At 68.6% G+C, this 17690-nt stretch carries 18 protein-coding genes; 8 read left to right on the forward strand and 10 right to left on the reverse strand.

Annotated elements, in window-relative coordinates; genetic code table 11:
• Positions 1–86: 86 nt before the first annotated feature.
• The 3 genes from hutH to RCH07_RS02570 form a co-directional block, all read right to left on the reverse strand.
• Entirely contained in the window at positions 87–1679 is a 1593-nt protein-coding gene (gene hutH / locus RCH07_RS02560; RefSeq protein WP_326965893.1) for a histidine ammonia-lyase, read from the reverse strand.
• Between the two features lie 82 nt (positions 1680–1761).
• Entirely contained in the window at positions 1762–3462 is a 1701-nt protein-coding gene (locus RCH07_RS02565; RefSeq protein WP_326965894.1) for a urocanate hydratase, read from the reverse strand.
• A 196-nt stretch (positions 3463–3658) separates the two neighbouring features.
• Positions 3659–4564, reverse strand: a complete 906-nt coding sequence (locus tag RCH07_RS02570) for an IclR family transcriptional regulator (RefSeq protein ID WP_326965895.1) — start codon at positions 4562–4564, stop codon at positions 3659–3661.
• A gap of 210 nt (positions 4565–4774) precedes the next feature.
• Here RCH07_RS02570 and RCH07_RS02575 point away from each other — a divergent pair, with 210 nt between their 5' ends.
• Positions 4775–5308, forward strand: a complete 534-nt coding sequence (locus tag RCH07_RS02575; protein WP_326965896.1) for a tetratricopeptide repeat protein — start codon at positions 4775–4777, stop codon at positions 5306–5308.
• Here the strand turns inward: RCH07_RS02575 and RCH07_RS02580 are convergent.
• The 4 genes from RCH07_RS02580 to RCH07_RS02595 form a co-directional block, all read right to left on the reverse strand.
• On the reverse strand, positions 5273–6166 hold the full coding sequence (locus RCH07_RS02580) for a pentapeptide repeat-containing protein (RefSeq protein WP_326965897.1): 894 nt from the start codon (positions 6164–6166) through the stop codon (positions 5273–5275). The genes RCH07_RS02575 and RCH07_RS02580 overlap by 36 nt on opposite strands.
• Positions 6167–6272: 106 nt before the next feature.
• A complete protein-coding gene (locus RCH07_RS02585) occupies positions 6273–7244 on the reverse strand; it encodes an NAD(P)-dependent alcohol dehydrogenase (protein ID WP_326965898.1) in 972 nt (323 codons plus the stop codon).
• The gene (locus RCH07_RS02590) at positions 7241–7474 is read right to left on the reverse strand and encodes a helix-turn-helix transcriptional regulator (RefSeq protein ID WP_326965899.1); all 234 of its coding nucleotides are present in this window, start codon (positions 7472–7474) and stop codon (positions 7241–7243) included. Before RCH07_RS02590 ends, RCH07_RS02585 begins: the two co-directional genes overlap by 4 nt.
• Positions 7468–7896 carry a hypothetical protein gene (locus RCH07_RS02595; RefSeq protein WP_326965900.1) on the reverse strand — a complete coding sequence of 143 codons (429 nt, stop codon included), beginning with the start codon at positions 7894–7896 and terminating at the stop codon, positions 7468–7470. Before RCH07_RS02595 ends, RCH07_RS02590 begins: the two co-directional genes overlap by 7 nt.
• Positions 7897–8288: 392 nt before the next feature.
• Here RCH07_RS02595 and RCH07_RS02600 point away from each other — a divergent pair, with 392 nt between their 5' ends.
• Positions 8289–8540 (forward strand): helix-turn-helix domain-containing protein, encoded by a 252-nt coding sequence (locus tag RCH07_RS02600; RefSeq protein WP_326965901.1) that lies wholly within the window; start codon positions 8289–8291, stop codon positions 8538–8540.
• Positions 8541–8733: 193 nt separating this feature from the next.
• On the opposite strand, the gene RCH07_RS02605 is transcribed toward RCH07_RS02600, so the two are convergent.
• On the reverse strand, positions 8734–9483 hold the full coding sequence (locus RCH07_RS02605; RefSeq protein ID WP_326965902.1) for a 3-hydroxybutyrate dehydrogenase: 750 nt from the start codon (positions 9481–9483) through the stop codon (positions 8734–8736).
• A 138-nt stretch (positions 9484–9621) separates the two neighbouring features.
• On the opposite strand from RCH07_RS02605, the gene RCH07_RS02610 reads away from it, so the two are divergent.
• Positions 9622–10539, forward strand: a complete 918-nt coding sequence (locus RCH07_RS02610) for a LysR family transcriptional regulator (protein ID WP_326965903.1) — start codon at positions 9622–9624, stop codon at positions 10537–10539.
• A gap of 28 nt (positions 10540–10567) precedes the next feature.
• Here the strand turns inward: RCH07_RS02610 and RCH07_RS02615 are convergent, their stop codons facing one another.
• On the reverse strand, positions 10568–11512 hold the full coding sequence (locus RCH07_RS02615) for a spermidine synthase (protein ID WP_326965938.1): 945 nt from the start codon (positions 11510–11512) through the stop codon (positions 10568–10570).
• A gap of 345 nt (positions 11513–11857) precedes the next feature.
• On the opposite strand from RCH07_RS02615, the gene RCH07_RS02620 reads away from it, so the two are divergent.
• The 5 genes from RCH07_RS02620 (at position 11858) to RCH07_RS02640 (ending at position 16460) form a co-directional block, all read left to right on the forward strand.
• Complete coding sequence (locus tag RCH07_RS02620; protein WP_326965904.1) at positions 11858–12733, forward strand: hypothetical protein; 876 nt, start codon at positions 11858–11860, stop codon at positions 12731–12733.
• The gene (locus RCH07_RS02625; RefSeq protein ID WP_326965905.1) at positions 12730–13143 is read left to right on the forward strand and encodes a phage holin family protein; all 414 of its coding nucleotides are present in this window, start codon (positions 12730–12732) and stop codon (positions 13141–13143) included. Before RCH07_RS02620 ends, RCH07_RS02625 begins: the two co-directional genes overlap by 4 nt.
• Positions 13144–13161: 18 nt before the next feature.
• A complete protein-coding gene (locus tag RCH07_RS02630; protein WP_326965906.1) occupies positions 13162–13770 on the forward strand; it encodes a DUF3618 domain-containing protein in 609 nt (202 codons plus the stop codon).
• Positions 13771–13853: 83 nt separating this feature from the next.
• The gene (locus tag RCH07_RS02635) at positions 13854–14963 is read left to right on the forward strand and encodes a YihY/virulence factor BrkB family protein (RefSeq protein WP_326965907.1); all 1110 of its coding nucleotides are present in this window, start codon (positions 13854–13856) and stop codon (positions 14961–14963) included.
• Between the two features lie 489 nt (positions 14964–15452).
• Positions 15453–16460 carry a zinc-dependent alcohol dehydrogenase family protein gene (locus RCH07_RS02640; protein ID WP_326965908.1) on the forward strand — a complete coding sequence of 336 codons (1008 nt, stop codon included), beginning with the start codon at positions 15453–15455 and terminating at the stop codon, positions 16458–16460.
• 147 nt (positions 16461–16607) lie between these two features.
• Here the strand turns inward: RCH07_RS02640 and RCH07_RS02645 are convergent, their stop codons facing one another.
• Positions 16608–17669, reverse strand: a complete 1062-nt coding sequence (locus RCH07_RS02645; RefSeq protein WP_326965909.1) for a polysaccharide deacetylase family protein — start codon at positions 17667–17669, stop codon at positions 16608–16610.
• Positions 17670–17690 lie beyond the last annotated feature (21 nt).

The following is a 17690-nucleotide window of genomic DNA, read 5'->3' on the forward strand; positions in this document are numbered from 1 at the left end:
TACAGTTCCCGGGCCCCCGCCGGCCGTGTCGCCCACAATTTCGGGGCCGCCGGAAATTGCCCGGCCAAACCGCAGTTTGTTTGCCGTCAGGCGAGATTTCCGACGGCGGATTCGGCCGCCGCCCGGACCTTCCCCGAGGCAACGAGGCGGTCCGCCGCCTCCAGCTCCGGGGAGAGGAACCTGTCGGTTCCCGGACCGTCGACGACGTCGCGCAGCGCCGCGATCACCGCGGTGCCTGCCGGTCCCGGCACAAGTTCGCCGCCGGAGAGCTGGGTACGGATCTCGAGCGCCCTCGCCGACGTGACGAGTTCGATCGCCAGGACACGACGCAGGTTCTCCACGGAGCGGCGGAGCTTGCGGGCCGCGTGCCAGCCCATGGAGACGTGGTCCTCCTGCATCGCGGAGCTCGGAATTGAGTCCACCGACGCCGGGACGGCCAGCCGCTTGTTGTCCGAGACCAGCCCGGCCTGGGTGTACTGGGCGATCATCAGGCCCGAGTCGACGCCGGGATCCGCTGCCAGGAAAGCCGGCAGCCCGTGCGAGCGGGCCGGGTCCAGCATCCGGTCGGTCCGGCGCTCGGCAATGGAGCTGAGGTCCGCGACGGCGATGGCCAGGAAATCCAGCACATACGCCACGGGCGCACCGTGGAAGTTGCCGTTGGAGCTGACCCGGCCGTCGGGCAGGACCACCGGGTTGTCGATCGCGGCAGCGAGTTCACGGGACGCCACCATGGCGGCGTGGTCCACGGTGTCGCGGACGGCGCCGGCCACCTGGGGTGCGCAGCGCAGCGAGTAGGCGTCCTGGACCTTGGTGTCGTTGATCCGGTGCGAGGCCACGATCGGGGAGTTGGACAGCACGCGCAGCATGTTGTCCGCGGAGGCGGCCTGTCCGGGGTGCGGCCGGAGCGCGGCGTGCAGTTCGGGCAGGAACACCTGGTCGGTGCCGAGCAGCGCCTCGACGCTGAGCGCGGCGGTGATGTCCGCCGTCGTGAGCAGCTGGCGGATGTCGGCGATGGCCATGAGCAGCATGCCCAACATGCCTTCGGTGCCGTTGACGAGGGCCAGGCCCTCTTTCTCGGCGAGGGTGACGGGTTCGATCCCGTGCGCGGCGAGGAGTTCGGCGACCGGGTTTTCTCCGCGTCCGCCGTAGGGCGTGCCGTCGGGGCCGGTGGCCTCGCCTTCGCCCATCAGGACCAGGGCGCAGTGGGACAGCGGGGCTAGGTCGCCGGAGCAGCCGAGGGAGCCGAATTCGCGGACCACCGGGGTGATGCCCGCGTTGAGCACGTCCACCATGGTCTGCAGCACCACGGGGCGGACGCCGGTGCGGCCGGAGGCGAGGGTCTTGGCGCGCAGGAACATGATGCCGCGGACCACCTCACGTTCCACGGCGGGGCCCATGCCGGCGGCGTGGCTGCGGATCAGAGATTTCTGCAGCTGGGCGCGCAACTCGTTGGGAATGTGCCGGTTGGCCAGGGCGCCGAAGCCGGTGGAGATGCCGTAAGCCGGGGCCGGGCTGTGGGCGAGGCGGTCGATGTGGGCGCGGACCTTGGCGACGGCGTCGAGCGTGTCCCGGGAGATGGTCACCTTCGCGTCGTGGCGGGCGACGGCGACGACGTCCTCGGGCGTGACGCCGCTGGAGCCAAGCGTGACAGTGAGCGGTGAGTTCGTGGGGGGAGTCATGATATTTCCTGGTTCTTTTCTTTTCAGAGCCTGCAGTCACTGGGGCCCCTGCAGGCCGGGTTCCCTGGCCGAGCTTGCGAGGTTAGGGGGCCTGTGGGGACATGGGGATGCGGACGCCGCGTTCCCTGGCGACTTCGACGGCGCGGTCGTAGCCGGCGTCGACGTGGCGGATGACGCCCATGCCGGGGTCGTTGGTGAGCAGGCGTTCGAGCTTCTGCGCGGCGAGGTCCGTGCCATCGGCGACAGAGACCTGGCCGGCATGGATGGAGCGGCCGATCCCGACGCCGCCGCCGTGGTGGATGGAGACCCAGGTGGCGCCGGAGGCGGTGTTGAGCAGGGCGTTGAGCAGCGGCCAGTCGGCGACAGCGTCCGAGCCGTCGGCCATGGCCTCGGTTTCGCGGTACGGGGAGGCGACGGAGCCGGAGTCGAGGTGGTCCCGGCCGATCACGATGGGCGCTTTGACCTTGCCTTCCTTGACCAGCTGGTTGAACAGGAGTCCGGCCTTGGCACGGTCGCCGTAGCCAAGCCAGCAGATCCGCGCCGGCAGGCCCTCGAACTCCACGCGCTCAGCGGCGGCGTCGAGCCAGCGGTGCAGGTGCTTGTTCTCCGGGAAGAGGTTTTTAATGGCGGCATCCGTGACGGCGATGTCCTCCGGGTCGCCGGAGAGCGCCACCCAGCGGAACGGGCCGAGGCCCTCGCAGAAAAGCGGGCGGATGTAGGCCGGGACGAAGCCTGGGAATTCGAAGGCGCGGTTGTAGCCGCCCTTGCGGGCCTCGTCGCGGATGGAGTTGCCGTAATCGAAGACCTCGGCGCCGGCGTCCTGGAACTCGACCATGGCCGCCACGTGCCTGGCCATGGAGGCCTGGGCCTTCTTGGTGAAGCCGGCCGGGTCTGCGGCGGCTTCACGGTGCCATTCCTCGATGGCGACGCGTTCGGGGAGATAGCTCAGCGGGTCGTGGGCCGACGTCTGGTCCGTGACGATATCCACCGTGAGCTCGCCGGCGGTGTGGCGGCGCAGGATCTCCGGGAAGACCTCGGCGGCGTTCCCGACATAGCCCACGGACCAGCCGCGGCGCTCTTCCTTGGCCGCCAGCACCTTGGCGATGGCGGCGTCGAGGTCGGTCTCCACCTCGTCGAGGTAGCGCTTGCCGGCGCGGCGGCGCAGGCGGCTTTCGTCGACGTCGACAATCAGGCAGGCGCCGTCGTTCAGGGTGACGGCGAGCGGCTGGGCGCCGCCCATGCCGCCGCAGCCGCCGGTGAGGGTCAGGGTGCCGGCGAGGGTGCCGTCCTCATCGCCGGTGAGTTTGCGGGCGATCGCGGCGAAAGTCTCGAAGGTGCCCTGCAGGATGCCCTGGGTGCCGATGTAGATCCAGGACCCGGCGGTCATCTGGCCGTACATCATCAGGCCCTCGGCCTCGAGCCGGCGGAATTCGGGCCAGTTGGCCCAGTCGCCGACGAGGTTGGAGTTGGCCAGCAGCACCCGCGGCGCCCATTCGTTGGTGCGGAAAACGCCGACGGGCTTGCCGGACTGGACCAGCAGGGTCTCGTCCTTCTCCATGGTTTCCAGCGTGCGGGTGATGGCGTCGAACGCGGCCCACGACCGGACGGCGCGGCCGGTGCCGCCGTAGACCACAAGGTCATCGGGGCGCTCGGCCACCTCGGGGTCCAGGTTGTTCATAAGCATGCGCAGCGGGGCTTCGGTCTGCCAGCTCTTGGCGGTGAGTGTGGTGCCGCGGGCTGCTTTGACCGGGCGGGCACCGGTGGTGAAATCGGCGGGTGCCATGAGGCTCCTTCTCGTCTTTTCTCGGCTGCTTCGGAGGAATGAGGTTCTGTATCAACTAAAGCCTGTCCGCGGCCACGGAGACAGGGCGTCAGAGCGGGTGCTGTCCGGGATTCCAGACGCGCCCCTCCCTCCGTTGCGCTATCACTTTTGGTTGCTAAAACAGGCGAATGGGGGCCGTAAGTGATAGGGCAACTGGTCAGGACGGTTGCGGGCGGCCGTGGATCCGGACCGAGAGCTCGTCGGTGACCTTCTGCACCCGTGCGGCCAGCGCCGGCCACCCTTCCGCGGGCAGTTTCTCCTCAAGGAACGTCACGGCGACGGCGGCCGTCGGCCAGCCCACGTGGTCCGTGACGGCGGCGGCGATCGAGCCGAAGCCGGGCGTCACTTCGCCGTGTTCGGTCGCGTAGCCGCGCTGCCGGACCTGGTCTAGGTGCGAGGACAGGGCAGAGTACTTCATGATGGGCGACTCGGTCTCGTGCCGGGCGCTGAACGCGGCGGCGTTCGGGTACAGCGCCCGGACCTGAGACTTCGGCAGCGCGGCGAGGATGGCCCGGCCGCTCGCGGTGAGGTGGCTCGGCAGCCGGACCCCGACGTCGGTCACGAGGGAGGGCCGGTTCTTGGCCCGCTCCTCCACGATGTAGAGCACATCGCGGCCGTGCAGCACGGCCAGATGGGCGCTTTCGCCGATCACGTCGACGAGCGAGGCGAGCATCGGCCGGCCCAGCCGGGACAGGGGTTCCTGCCGCGAATAGGCGGAACTGAGCTCGAAGGCGCTGATGCCCAGGCCGTAGCGCTGCTCCTCATGCAGGTGCAGCACAAAGCCGTTCGCCTCCATCACCCCGAGCAGGTGGTAAACGCTGGAACGCGGCAGGCCGAGCGCCGTGGCAATGTTCGACGCCGCCATTGGCCCGCGCTTGGAGGCAAGCAGTTTGAGGATGCGGAGGGTGTTCTCTGCCGCCGGCACCTTGGACGACGCCTTCGCGGCGGCGGCCTTGCCTGCCGGCCTGGCGGTGGCGGGCACGCCCGGCGCGGCGGTAGGCGCATCCGGCGCGGGCACGCCCGGCGCGGCGGTGGCGCTCAGGCTGGTGGTGCTCGTTGGCATGGGTCCTCTTCGAAATCGGGGCGTGTCCGGTATCCCGTACTTAAGCATGCGCCCGCCCGGTGCCGAGGGACGGTCCGCCGCGGCACCGCGTGTCTGGAATCCCGGACATTGCGGCGAGGGAGCCAGCCGCGGGCGGGGTACCTCTAGATTTCCGCCGCTGCCCGCGTGTCCCGCCCGGCTGTGCCGTCCGACGTCGGCTAGACATACCCCATGACCCGCTCACCGAACCCCGATCTCGCCGCCGCAATTGAAGAAGGTCACCGGCACCGCGACCGGGAGAACATGCAGCCGACCCTCGAGTATTTCCAGCGTCTCCTCGCGGAATATCCCGGCGATCCCTTTGCGCTCTTCGAGGTGGGCGGATCCTACGACACTGCCGGCGAGGAGGAGCGCGCCCGCGGCTTCTACGAGCAGGCGATGGACGCCGGGCTGGACGGCGACACTCTGCGCCGGTGCTTGTTGCAGTACGGCAGCACCCTGCGGAACCTCGGACTCCACGAGGAATCGCTGGCCGCGTTGCGGCAAGCCCGGGCCCTGTTCCCCGGCTCCGACTCGGTCCGCCTCTTCCTGGCCCTGTCCCTGCATGCCGCCTCCCGCAGCGATGCCGCCGTCGCCGAACTCCTGGAACTGGCCACGGACCGTATCCGCACCGAGGAGGTCATCCGCTATGAGGCCGCGTTGCGCGGCAACGCGGCCTTTCTGGCCGGCCTAGACCGGCAGGCCGTTCCCGGCCGCCCCTGCTAGGGATCCGGCCCCAGGCCCCCAGTGCCCGGGCCGCAGCAGCGAGCCGGGAAGCACGGTCGAGGAATCGCCCCTGGCGGCGTTGAGCTGCAGCTGGGTCAGGAACAGGGTGCCGGACAGATCGGCGCCGGTTAGGTCTGCGTCCCGCAGGTCGGCACCGATAAGGTCCGCGCCGCGCAGGTCCGCACCCCGCAGTTCGGCCGCGATGAGGTAGGCGGCCCGGAGGTTGGAACCCCGCAGGTCCTGCCCGGCCAGCCGGGCCCCGATCAGGTCGGCGCCCGGGCCGATCTTCCTTAAACGTTTCGACGGCGCCGGGGCTGTGGCCCGGACGAGTTCACTCGCACGGGCCAGCAGTGCGTTGACCCCGTCCCGGTGTCCGTTCACGTCGATCGCCAGGATGGCCTCGGGCGGCTGAAGGGTGAGCCGTTCCGTCTCCTCGAAGGCCGCCAGCAGCTCACCGTGGAGCGGCGCTGTCCGGGGCATACCGAGGGCCTCATTGAGATACCAGAGGACCTCGTGCAGCTGCCGGGTGACCGGGAAGACCGCGAACATCAGCCGCCCCGAATCCGGCGCCTCCCGCCAGCCCGTCCCGGAGAACGTCTGCTGGGTGACTTTCTGGCCCGCTCCGAAGCAATCGAAGACGGTGCAGCCCTTGAAGCCGCGTTCCCGCAACTGCGGGTGGATGGCGCAGCGGAAGTCCGCCTCGAGGTTCACGCAGGGATCGCCTGCGGCCTTGTCCACGGCGAAATCCGCAGACCTGGCAAAAGCCAGGGCAACGCAGCAGAGCCCGGCGCAGTTGGCGCAATCAGCCACGAGCCGGCGGTGCCGGCTGCTTTGAAGTGTCAGCGGTACGGACGTCACGGGAGTCCCTTCCTGGTCGACGGCGCTTCCAGTGCGGAAGTCTACGCCGCCTTCGGGCCGAAACGCGCCCCGGGAACGAAGTCCTACCCGGAGCGGATCACCTCGCTTATATGGTGACGACCACCTTGCCGCGGGCCCGGCCTTCGTGCAGGTACCGGATCGCCGCGGGTGCGTCGGCCAGCGGGTAGCTCTTGTCGATGACCGGTGACACCGAGCCGGCGTCGATGAGTTCGGTCAGGAACCGGAGGTCGTCGGCGCGCTCGACCGAGATAAGCCCCTTGAGTTTCTGGCCCACGAAGAGGGACAGGATGGGGGCCCGCAGTGAGCGTTCAAAGCCGCCGGTCCAGCGCCCGCCGCCTTCGCCGCCGACGATCACCAGGGTTCCGTGCGGCTTGAGCGCCCGACGCAGGACCGAGAGGGGGCGGTTGCCGGCGGTGTCGATAATTAGGTCGTATTGCTTCGAGCCGTCGGCGAAGTCGTCGTGCTTGTAGTCAATGACATGATCGGCGCCGATCGAGCGGACCAGATCCGTCTTCGCGGTGCTGCACACCCCGGTGACCTTCGCACCGAACGCTTTGGCGAGCTGCACGGCGTAAGCGCCGACGCCGCCTCCCGCGCCGATGATCAGTACGTCCTGCCCGGGCTGGACCTGCCCGCTGTCGCGGAGGCCCTGGAGCGCCGTGACGGCCGAGATCGGGACGGCGGCGGCCTGCACGAAGCTCAGGCTGGCCGGCTTCAGCGCCAGCTTTCCCTCCTTTGCGCAGACATATTCGGCAAAGGACCCTTCGCAGGTGCCGAAGACTTCATCGCCGGGCCGGAATCCGACGACGTTCCGGCCGGCCGCTTCCACCTCACCGGCGACCTCCCGGCCGCGGATGCCGTTCTTGGGCGCCTTCAGCCCGAAGCCGAAGGCGCGGGTCAGGTACGGCAGCCCGGTCATGAGGTGCCAGACACCCTGGTCGACGCCGGCGGCGCGGACCCTGATGAGCACCTCGTCGTCGGCGGGCACCGGCCTGTCGACATCGCGCAACTCCAGCACATCCGCAGAGCCGTAGACGTCTTGAACGATTGCTTTCATGGTGCTTCTCCTTCAGGATCCGGGTACTGGAACACGTCATCGAGGGGAACCCCGAAGACATGGGCAATCTGGAATGCCAGCTCAAGCGAGGGCGAGTAGCGGCCCTGTTCAATGGCGATGACGGTCTGGCGGGTGACGCCGATCCGCTCGGCCAGCTCCGCCTGGGTGAGTTCGCCGCGCTCAGACCGCAGCCGGCGGATCGAGTTGGTGACCCTTGTCGGTTTCACCACGGCTGGAAGCCCCTGCGGTAGGCCACGATCCTGGCGCCGGAGCCCAGGATTGCCGAGAGGAAGAAGGCCAGGTAAATGGCATTGGCGATCCAGAAGTGCTCCACCTCAGCCATCGCCAGCACCAGGCCCGCCACTCCCCCGACCACGAGGAAGGACTGGCCGACGTACTCGCCGAAGCGGTAGATCTCCCTGTCACGCTGATCCTTCTTCCCGGCCTCCCCGGCGGAGAACGTCCGGATCACGGTGTGCAGCACAATGGATCCCGCGATCGATCCGCCCACAGTCCACAGCAGCGGCGCCACGTAGGGAACGTCCGTCAGCGGCATGGAACCCGACAATCCCAGGACGACGGCGAGGTACACCGCGTACGCCGCGACTGCCAGCACCCCGGTGATCCAGGCGCTCTTTTCTTCGAAGGACATCTCGTCTCCCATGTAAAACAAAGCCGACATCGCTAATGTAAAGAAACTTTTACATTGTGTCAATGGCTTTCTGCGCTGGGCATCGTGACGTTGATTCCCCTGGTCGCGTTCTGCGCCTGAGCTCCAGCCGGCCCAGTAGTCCCTGCAAGTAGTACACAGCTGTGACCCAAGTGGTGCGGGGTGTAACAGGGGTAGGAGTTACGCGTGTGACGAACGGGACAGAAGCCTACAGTGGGTTTCACGGCGGTCCCGGACCAGCCGGGGAATTGGCTGGGGAGCCCCCCGAAGCTGGTCCGGACCGCCGGAAGTTCGTTTGCCGCCGGAGCCTGGCGGCCCGGCTGCAAGACGGCCAGGCCGCCAGGCTTGCCGCACCAACAAGGAGCCGCGTTGCCATGTCAGCCGCCCCGATGTCCACGCAGTACCTGACGATCGCCGAGGTGGCCGCAGCGATGCGGGTGTCGAAAATGACCGTGTACCGGCTGGTCAATTCGCACGCCATCGCAGCCGTGCGCGTCGGCCGCTCATTCCGGGTTCCGGAGGACGCCGTCGCCGATTACATCCGCCGGGCCACCGAGCCGGCAACCCTAGCCCCGAAGCCCAGTGCTCCCGAGCAGGACGCCCAGGATGCTCGGGACTCCCCATGACTGCGTCGAGGGGGGGGGTGGGCCCCCCGGGGCGGCCACGGGGGGGGGGGCCGGAGAACCCCCCCGGGGGGGGGGTTGGGGGGGGGGGGGGGCCCCCCCCCCGCCCCAGGGGTTGGTGCGTTCCCCCCCCCCCCCCCCGGCCCCCGGGGGGGGGGCCGCCCCCCCCCCCCCCCCCCCGGGGCGGTGGTTTGGGCTAGCGGGCGGACCAGCCGCCGTCCATGGTGTAGCTGGCGCCCGTGACCATGCCGGCGTCGTCCGAGGCAAGCCAGGCAACGAGGGAGGCCACTTCTTCCGGCTCGACGAGCCGCTTCACTGCAGCCTCGGTCAGCATGATCTTGGTCAGCACCTCGGACTCCGGGATGCCGTGCACCTTGGCCTGGTCGGCAATCTGCGTCTCGACCAGCGGTGTCCGGACGTACCCCGGGTTGATGCAGTTGGACGTGACGCAGTGCGCGCCGCCTTCCAGTGCGGTCACCTTGCTCAGCCCTTCCAGCCCGTGCTTGGCGGAGACATAGGCGCTCTTGAACGGCGAGGCGCGCAGGCCGTGCACCGACGACAGGTTGATGATCCGGCCGAAGTTGTTGGCATACATGTGCGGCAAGGCGGCCCGAATGAGCAGGAAGGGCGCCTCAAGCATCAGCGTGATAATGCGGCGGAAGTCGGCCGGATCGAAGTCCTCGATGGGGCTGATCCGCTGGATTCCGGCGTTGTTGACGAGGATGTCGCAATCCAAACTGACGGACTGGAGTGCCCCGACGTCGAGCAGGTCCACCGCCCAGGAGGTGCCGCCCACCTCGTCGGCAAGGGCGCCGGCCGCGGCTTCATCCACATCCGCGATCACCACCTTGGCACCGCGCGCGGCCAGGGCCCGGACGCTGGCGGCACCGATCCCGCCGGCCCCGCCGGTCACCAGGGCCTTGCGGCCGTTCAAGCTGCTCTCCATGTCTGCACTCCTCAGGTCGCGGTCCTATCGGCCCAGGCGAGCATGATGCACAGCACTGAGCAGCTTCACAGAGTATTGCCGCACAAACTGGACGTTTCAATGGTCAAACAAGCACCCGGTATGTGCAGAATTGCAGATATGAAAGCAAATCCCGATGACCTGCTGGTACTGCTGGCGGTCTCCCGTTCCGCAAAGTTCACGACGGCGGCCCAGACTTTGGGACTCAACCACACGACGGTTTCCCGGCGGATCGCGGCCCTGGAGAAGGCTCTGGGCGGGCGGGTCCTCTCGCGCGCCTCGGGAGGGTGGGAGCTCACGGACCTTGGCGCGGAAGCGGTCCAGGTGGCCGAACGGGTGGAAGCGGCCATCCGGCCCCTCGAGCAGCCGGGCCGGATCCCGGACCCCATCACCGGCGTCGTCCGGATGACTGCGACGGACGGTTTCAGCGCCTACATCGCAGCCCCCGCCGTGGCCCGCGTGCGCCGCGACCATCCGGGGCTCAGCGTCGAGATCATTACCGTTACGCGCCGCGCGCTCCAGCAGCGCTCGGGACTGGACATCGAGGTGGTGGTCGGCGAGCCGCAGGTGCACCGGGCCGCCGCCGCCCGGCTCGGCGAATACATGCTGGGAATGTACGCCTCACGCGCTTACCTCGACGAGTACGGCACCCCCGGGACCGTGGAAGAGCTGACGGCCCATGCGCTGGTCTACTTTGTGGATTCCATGCTCCAGGTGGATGATCTCGACGCTCCGCGGAGGCTCGTGCCGACCATGCGGGACGGACTGAGCTCCACCAACGTCTTTGTTCACGTGGAGGCCACCCGCGCCGGGGCGGGGATCGGGTTCCTGCCGTGCTTCGCGGCGGACCTGCACCCGGACCTTGTCCGGCTGCTGCCCCACGAGTTCGCCGAGAAATTGCCCTACTGGATGGTGCTGCGGCCCGATTCGATGCGGCGTCCGGCCGTGGCGGCGGTGGTGCAGGCACTGCGCGAACAGACCGCCGCCCGCCGCGAGGCGTTGATGGGCCGGGGCAGATCCTCATCGACTGCTCCGTAGCCGCCGTTTTGAGGCGCCAAAAGGGCAGTTACGGAGCACTCGACGGGATTTGTGGGGTTTGTGTGGTCTGTGGGGTGGGCGGGGCCGGCGGATCGTGGCGGACCGGGGCGCCGGCCGCGAAGGCCCGGACCTTGGCGTCGTTCCAGATGTGGGCGGGCACCGCGCCGCCGAGCAGCCGGCGCGCCAGCTGGGGGTCGTCGTCGAACGGCAAGTCACTTCCGGCCATGACCATGTTGCCGTAGCGCCGGCCCTTGAGCATGGCGGGGTCGGCGATGATCACGGTGTGCTCGAAGGTATCCGCGATGGTGGCCGCGTCCTCGCGGGCGTTCCTGAGGTCCGGGCCGTCGCCGGAATTCACCACGTAGATCCCGCCGGGGGCCAGCACCCGCTTGGCATGCTGGTTGAATTCCCTGGTGGTGAGCGGACGCGGGGTCATGGACCCGGCGAAGACGTCGCGGATGATGAGGTCGCGGGTGTGCGGGGTGAGGTTTTCGGTGACCTCGCGGGCCTCCCCCACCCGCAGTCGCATCAGCGGCGCCTTGGGCAGATCGAACCAGCCGCGGACGTAGCCGGCGAGTTTGCCGTCCAGTTCCACGACCACCTGACGGGCCTCCGGATAGGCGGCATGGAAGTACCGGGCCAATGAGCATGCTCCCCCGCCGAGGTGAAGGGCCCGCAGCCTCGGTCCCGTTTCCCGGGACCAGCGCGATTCCGCCAGCGCGGAGATCCAGCGCATGTACTCGAAGTCGAGGAACAGCGGGTCCGCGAGGTCGATGTGCGAGCTCATCACGCCGTTGATCCGCAGCAGCCAGCCCGTGGAATTGTCCTGGTCCGCGATCAGCTCGCAGTCGCCGGTGTCGATGTAGTAGATGCCCTCCACCGGGCCGTCGGGGCGGGTACCTTTCGGCACCTCCACCACTCCCGGCACCGTTTTTCCGGTGCTCCGGCCGGCCGCCCTGCTCCGCTTAGCCATCAGCCGGCCGCCGTTCTTCTCATCTTTCAACCCTAGTTGACCGGACGCGTCGGCCTGGCCCAGCCGCTGCCGGACGGGGTACTGGACCGGATTGGCCACTGCCGGCCGGGATGCTGGACTCGCCCGGATTTGGCCGCTCCGCGCGCCTTCCATCGCGAGGTGGCGACCCGGTGCCGGTCACCGCCGGTCCGCGTCGGCATCCGCCCGGAAGATGCCGACGCAATCGGTCTGTGAGAAGAAATACACCAAGGGTACTTACCATTTGTTAGTAATCATGCTTACTATTTGTACGCCAGTAGTGCTGGTTTGCGATCAGCATCCGATCTTCTTGGAAAGAGAGCGAAGATGACAGAAAACCAATGGCCCCAGGACGGGACCCTCGGCACCCCGACGGCCGCCCGGCAGTCAGAGCTCCGGAAGGAATCGACCATCCCGCCTTCGGCCCTCACAACGCCGATCTCCAACGGCGGAACCGCCAAGACCGACGCGGCCAAGGAGCAGGCCGGTGAGGTCGCGGCCCAGGCCACCGATTCGGCTCAGAACGTGGCTGAGACGGCCAAGACCGAGGTGGCCAATGTCGCCGCCGAGGTGAAGACCAACGCCCGTGATCTGCTGCAGCAGGCCAAGTCCGATCTCACTGATCAGGCCGGCACGCAGCAGCAGAAGGTCGCCGAGGGGCTGCGCTCCGTTTCGACCGAGCTGCACACCATGGCTGCCGCCCCGGATCAGCCCGGCGTCGCGAGCGACCTGGTGCGCCAGGCCGCCGAGCGGTCCTCCGCCGTGGCATCATGGCTCGACGGCCGGGACCCCGGTTCACTGCTGACCGAAGTCAAGACCTTCGCCCGGCAGCGTCCCGGCACCTTCCTGATGCTGGCCGCCGGAGCAGGCATCCTTGCCGGACGGCTCAGCCGGAGCCTCAGCGCCGGCGCCCCTGATTCGGCCGGTGCCCCGGCGGCCAGCCCCGCCGTAGGCAGCCCGGCCGCACCTGCCGCCCGTGTGCCCGACACCGGCATGGCGGTCCCGCCACCCCCGGTCCAGTTGCCGGCCCCGGAAACGACGACGGCCGGCTTCGCAGACGCATACCCGCCCAACCCGCTCGACGCCGGGACGGCGGGCAGGGTAGCCGGGCAGGATCGCTGGGCCTCGGAGCCCGTGGTCACCGATCCCCTGCAACCCGTCGATCCGCTGCGCGATGACCCCTTTGACGGTGGACGTCGATGAGCAGCGAAATCCCTCACACCGCCGCCCACGCCAAGGCCGAAACCACGTCCCTCGGCGATCTCCTGGGCGACGTCACGCGGGACATGTCCACCCTGATGCGGCAGGAAGTCGAGCTCGCCAAGGTCGAGCTCAAACAGTCCGCCACCCGGGCGGGCAAGGGCAGCGGAATGCTTGCCGGTGCCGGCGTCGCGGGCCACTTTGTGCTCCTTTTCCTGTCCCTGGCGCTGTGGTGGGCACTTGGAACCCTGATGGGGCTGGGCTGGTCCGGCGTCGTCGTGGCCCTTATCTGGGGTATCGCCGCCGCCGTCCTGGCCTCGATCGGCCGCAAGGAACTCAAGTCGATCAAGGGGTTGCCCCAGACCGCCGCGACCCTGCAGGAAATCCCGCCCGCGCTCAAACCCAACTCTTAGATCCAGCGAGGAACCACGATGAGTGAAAACCCGGATGATATCCGTGCAGAAATCGAAGCAACCCGCGCGCGCCTCGGCAGCAACGCCGATGCAGTGGCGGACAAAGTCACCCCGTCCCACATCGTCCAGCGGCAGACTGACAAGGTCAAAGAAACCGTCAAGGACGCGGTCTTCGGGGTGAAGGAGAAAGTTATGGGGGCCGCCGACCACGCTGCGGGCAACGCGCACTCCGCCACGGGCAGCGCCGGCGGGCACCTCAGCGACGCGGGCTCCGCGATCGGGGACGCGCCGACGCAGGTGAAGACGAAGACCCAGGGCAACCCGCTGGCCGCGGGACTGATCGCGTTCGGCGCCGGCCTCTTTGTCTCCTCGCTGATTCCCGCAAGCCAGAAGGAGCGCGAAGCCGCGGATGCCCTCAAGACCGCGGCCGAACCGCTCACTGCGGAGCTGACCGAGGCTGCCAAGAGCGTGGCCGACGGACTCAAGGAACCCGCCCAGGCCGCCATGGAGAACCTCAAGGCCACAGCCGGCGACGCCGCCGAACATGTCAAGGCCGACGGCCAGGGCGCCGTGGCGGACGTCAAGGCCACGGCTGCGGACGCGAAGGATCACGTCCAGCAGGCGTAGCCCGCCAACTGAGACGGCCGGCTTCCCGCGTAGACGCGCCGGGCGGCCGGCCGTTGCGATTAAGCCCACGAAGGAAAATTTCCATGGCAAAGAACCTTGCCAGAGCAGACAATGACACCATGACCAACGCCGAAACGGATGAGAGCAGCACAGCCAAGGCCCGCACAGCTCCCGCCCCGGACGATTCCCGCAAGCCGGACAGCCCCGCAGATGTCTCCAAGCCCTCATGGAAGTACATCGCCAGGAAAACCCTGCGGGAATTCACGAAGGACCAGTGCCCAGATCTGGCCGCGGCCCTGACCTACTACTCGGTCCTCTCCCTCTTCCCCGCCCTGCTGGCACTGGTGTCCCTGCTGGGAGTGTTCGGGCAGGCCGGGCAGACCACCTCGGCGCTCCTGGAGATCGTCCGGGGCTTCGCCCCCGCTGAAACGGTGGAGGCCATCCGAAAGCCGGTGGAAGAGCTGGCGAGTTCCAACGCCGCGGGCTTCACCCTTGTCGCCGGCATCCTCACTGCGCTGTGGTCCGCGTCCGGCTATACGGGGGCATTCGCCAGGGCCATGAACCGGGTCTATGAAATCGACGAAGGCCGGCCCTTCCTCAAGCTCCGGGGCACCATGCTCGCGGTCACCGTACTTAACTTGCTGATCGTCGTCGTGCTGGCAGCCATGCTGGTCCTGACCGGGCCGGTAGCGGAGTCCGTCGGCGGCGCGATCGGCCTCGGCGCAGCGTTCCTGACGGTCTGGAATCTCGCCAAGTGGCCGGCAATGGTGCTGCTGGTCGTGCTGGCGATCGCCATCCTTTACTACGCCACCCCCAATGTGAAGCAGCCAAAGTTCCGCTGGTTGAGCCTGGGCTCTCTCATCGCCCTGCTGATCTTCCTGCTGGCGTCTGTGGCCTTCGCGTTCTACGTAGCCAACTTCAGCAGCTACAACAAGACCTACGGCGCGATCGGCGGCGTCATCGTTTCGTTGCTGTGGCTCTGGATCCTGAACATGTCGCTGCTGTTCGGCGCCGAGTTCGACGCCGAGATGGAGCGCGGCCGCCAGCTTCAGGCCGGCATCGAGGCCGAAGAGTCCATCCAGTTGCCGCCCCGCGACACGAAGCAGAGCGACAAGCTGCAGAAAAAAGAGGAAGAAGACATCCGCCGCGGACGCGAACTGCGCGAGCAGCACCGCGACGCTCAACAGGACTAGCGGGCATTTTCGTTAGTTCGTCGGGGGTCTGGGCGCATTGGCCGGGCTCAGGGACATGCCCCGCGACGGGGGCAGCGGGTGGACATTGTGCCATTGTGCCCAGTCCCGGGTGCGAAGAATGGGCATGTCCCCCGGCGCGAAAAGGTCCAGCCTCCGCCTGACCCCCGACGAATCAGCGAAAATGACCGCTAGCCAGCGGGACCTCCGCCCCTAGCCGGATGGACGGCTTTGCGCTCTACTGGGTGAAGGACGGCCGGAGTAGGTGCCTGCCGCCCCGGGAGGAGTTATTTGGCAGCCACTGAGGGGGCTCACCACCGCCGCTGAAGCGCTCATGTTCAGAACGCACATCCGCGGTGGAGGACCCGGCACCACGATCTCCGCCGGGTTGCACCCGGCGCGCTGCAACGCGTGGATTGCGCGCCGATTTCGACGTATGCGACATCCGTCTCCAGAGGGGAGCTGGCGGTTCAGGAAGAGGAGGGCGCCCCCGTGCGAGCCTGGCGGTTGGGACACCCGGGACCGATCAGCACCGATCCCCTGCTGGCCGTCGAGTGCCCGGATCCCCGGCCCGGGCCCGGAGAGGTGCTCCTGCGGGTCAGTGTGTGCGGGGTCTGCCGGACTGATCTGCACCTGGCCGAGGGTGACCTCCCACCGAAGCACCCCGGCATCATCCCCGGCCATGAAGTGGTAGGCGAAGTGGTCAAATGCGGGGCCCACGCAGCACGGTTCTCCCGCGGGGAGCGGGTGGGCGTCGCCTGGCTGGGGCGTACCTGCGCCTCCTGCCGCTTCTGCCTGCGCGGCGAAGAGAACCTTTGCCTGGCCCCCACGTTTACCGGCTGGGACCGCGACGGCGGCTATGCCGAGCTGATCACCGTGGCGGAAAACTTCGTCTACCGGATTCCCGATCTCTTCTCCGACGAGGAGGCCGCCCCTCTGCTCTGTGCGGGCATCATCGGCTACCGGGCTCTGAGCCGTGCCGAGCTGCCCATCGGCGGCCGGCTGGGGATCTACGGTTTCGGCGGCTCCGCGCATTTGGCAGCCCAGATCGCGCTCTACCGGGGGGCCCAGGTGTACGTGATGACCCGGTCCGTGGCGGCCCGGCGTCTCGCCGTCGAACTGGGCGCCACGTTCGCCGGCGGCGCCAACGACGCACCGCCGGAGCTGCTCGATTCCGCCATCCTGTTCGCTCCGGCGGGCGGCCTGGTGCCCGTGGCGCTGCGGGCTCTGGACCGCGGCGGGACGCTCGCCGTCGCCGGCATCCACCTCAGCGACATCCCGCCGCTGAACTACGCCGACGAGCTCTTCCAGGAACGCCAGGTCCGCAGCGTCACGGCCAACACCCGGGCCGACGGCGAGGAGTTCTTCCGGATTGCCGCGGAGATTCCACTCCGCCCGACGACGGTGCCTTACCCTTTCGAAGCCGCGGACCGGGCGCTGCTGGACCTCGCGGAAGACCGGATCACGGGCGCCGCCGTGCTGCGCGTGGACACGAAGTAGTTAGCATTTGTTGTCCTTTTGCAGCACCAGCCCTCGCTCGCAGTGCCAGTCCTATCGCAGCGCCAGTCCTTCGGGGCACCAGGAACGGCAGCTGCTGCGGGCCAACTGGCCCACCGGAACGTCAGACTGAAAAGCAACCGTGAGCCGTTACCGGAGCAGCGCGTCAAGGGTGGTGAAGCCGTAGCCGGCCTGGCGTACCCTGTTGATGATCTGGAGCAGGGCGTCGGCGTCCAGGGTGGTGCCGTCGCCGGGGTTGGAGCCGATGTGCATCAAGACAATCTCGCCCGGCTGTAGCCGCGCGAGCACGCGGTCCGCCACGATCTGCGCCGTGATCCCTCCGCTGCTGCCCTTCCAGCCCAGGGTGTCCACGGTCCAGCGGACAGGCAGGTAGCCGTAGGCGTTGACCGTGGCGATAGTCCGGGCGTCGCGATCGCCGAGAGGGAAGCGGAAGAGTGGCCGGGGATCCGCGCCGGCGGCCCGGATAGCCTGCTGGGCTCCGGCGAGCTGGTCCCCGATGGTAGCGTCCGAGAGTCCGGTGAACCCCGGATGCGTCATGGAGTGGTTGCCCACCCGGTGGCCGCCGGCCACGATCGCGGCGACCCCCGCCGGGTTGGCGCTGGCCCAGTTGCCCGTTACGAAGAACGTCCCGCGCACCCCGGTGGCCGCCAGCGTCTGCAGGATGCCCGGCAGCCCGGCCGAGTTCGCTCCGGCGTCGAACGTCAGCGAGACCACGGCCCCGGCGCCGGGGATCACTTCAAGGTCGCTGCCGGCGAGCGCGGCGGGGAACGGCGCCGCGGGCGGGGCCGGGGCCGGAGGGGCCGGGGCCGGAGGGGCCGGGGCCGGTGCGGGTGGTGCCGGAGGGGCCGGGGCCGGTGCCGGAGAGGCCGGAGGGGGTGCGGGCGGTGCCGGGGCCGGGACAGGGACCGGCGCAGGGCCAACCGATCCCGGTTCGCTGGCCGAAGGACTGGGCATGTCCGACGGTGTCGCTGCAGGGCTGGCGGAAGCAGGATTGGCGGAAGCAGGGCTGGCGGTTCCGGAAAGCGGTCTGACTGACGCCGTCGCCGTCGGACCGGCCGACGGAGGTCCCGCCGAGAAGACGACCGCCAGCACCACCGCGGCGGCCAGCACCACCACCGCTAGCCACGCTGCCACCAAGCGGCGACGGCGGTCGCCGGCAAAAATCGACCACATGCTTGATTGTGGCACCATCGGCCACTCGAGGCTAGGGTT

The sequence above is a fragment of the Arthrobacter sp. CG_A4 genome, assembly GCF_035985125.1.
GTDB lineage: Bacteria > Actinomycetota > Actinomycetes > Actinomycetales > Micrococcaceae > Arthrobacter.

Coding starts and splice junctions, on each gene's coding strand:
- RCH07_RS02570 (WP_326965895.1), bottom strand. CDS start 4,564: ATGCCAACGAGCACCACCAGCCTGAGCGCCACCGCCGCGCCGGGCGTG.
- RCH07_RS02595 (WP_326965900.1), bottom strand. CDS start 7,896: ATGTCCTTCGAAGAAAAGAGCGCCTGGATCACCGGGGTGCTGGCAGTC.
- RCH07_RS02625 (WP_326965905.1), top strand. CDS start 12,730: ATGAGCAGCGAAATCCCTCACACCGCCGCCCACGCCAAGGCCGAAACC.
- RCH07_RS02645 (WP_326965909.1), bottom strand. CDS start 17,669: ATGGTGCCACAATCAAGCATGTGGTCGATTTTTGCCGGCGACCGCCGT.
- hutH (WP_326965893.1), bottom strand. CDS start 1,679: ATGACTCCCCCCACGAACTCACCGCTCACTGTCACGCTTGGCTCCAGC.
- RCH07_RS02565 (WP_326965894.1), bottom strand. CDS start 3,462: ATGGCACCCGCCGATTTCACCACCGGTGCCCGCCCGGTCAAAGCAGCC.
- RCH07_RS02630 (WP_326965906.1), top strand. CDS start 13,162: ATGAGTGAAAACCCGGATGATATCCGTGCAGAAATCGAAGCAACCCGC.
- RCH07_RS02615 (WP_326965938.1), bottom strand. CDS start 11,512: ATGGCTAAGCGGAGCAGGGCGGCCGGCCGGAGCACCGGAAAAACGGTG.
- RCH07_RS02605 (WP_326965902.1), bottom strand. CDS start 9,483: ATGGAGAGCAGCTTGAACGGCCGCAAGGCCCTGGTGACCGGCGGGGCC.
- RCH07_RS02600 (WP_326965901.1), top strand. CDS start 8,289: ATGTCAGCCGCCCCGATGTCCACGCAGTACCTGACGATCGCCGAGGTG.
- RCH07_RS02610 (WP_326965903.1), top strand. CDS start 9,622: ATGAAAGCAAATCCCGATGACCTGCTGGTACTGCTGGCGGTCTCCCGT.
- RCH07_RS02575 (WP_326965896.1), top strand. CDS start 4,775: ATGACCCGCTCACCGAACCCCGATCTCGCCGCCGCAATTGAAGAAGGT.
- RCH07_RS02585 (WP_326965898.1), bottom strand. CDS start 7,244: ATGAAAGCAATCGTTCAAGACGTCTACGGCTCTGCGGATGTGCTGGAG.
- RCH07_RS02620 (WP_326965904.1), top strand. CDS start 11,858: ATGACAGAAAACCAATGGCCCCAGGACGGGACCCTCGGCACCCCGACG.
- RCH07_RS02635 (WP_326965907.1), top strand. CDS start 13,854: ATGGCAAAGAACCTTGCCAGAGCAGACAATGACACCATGACCAACGCC.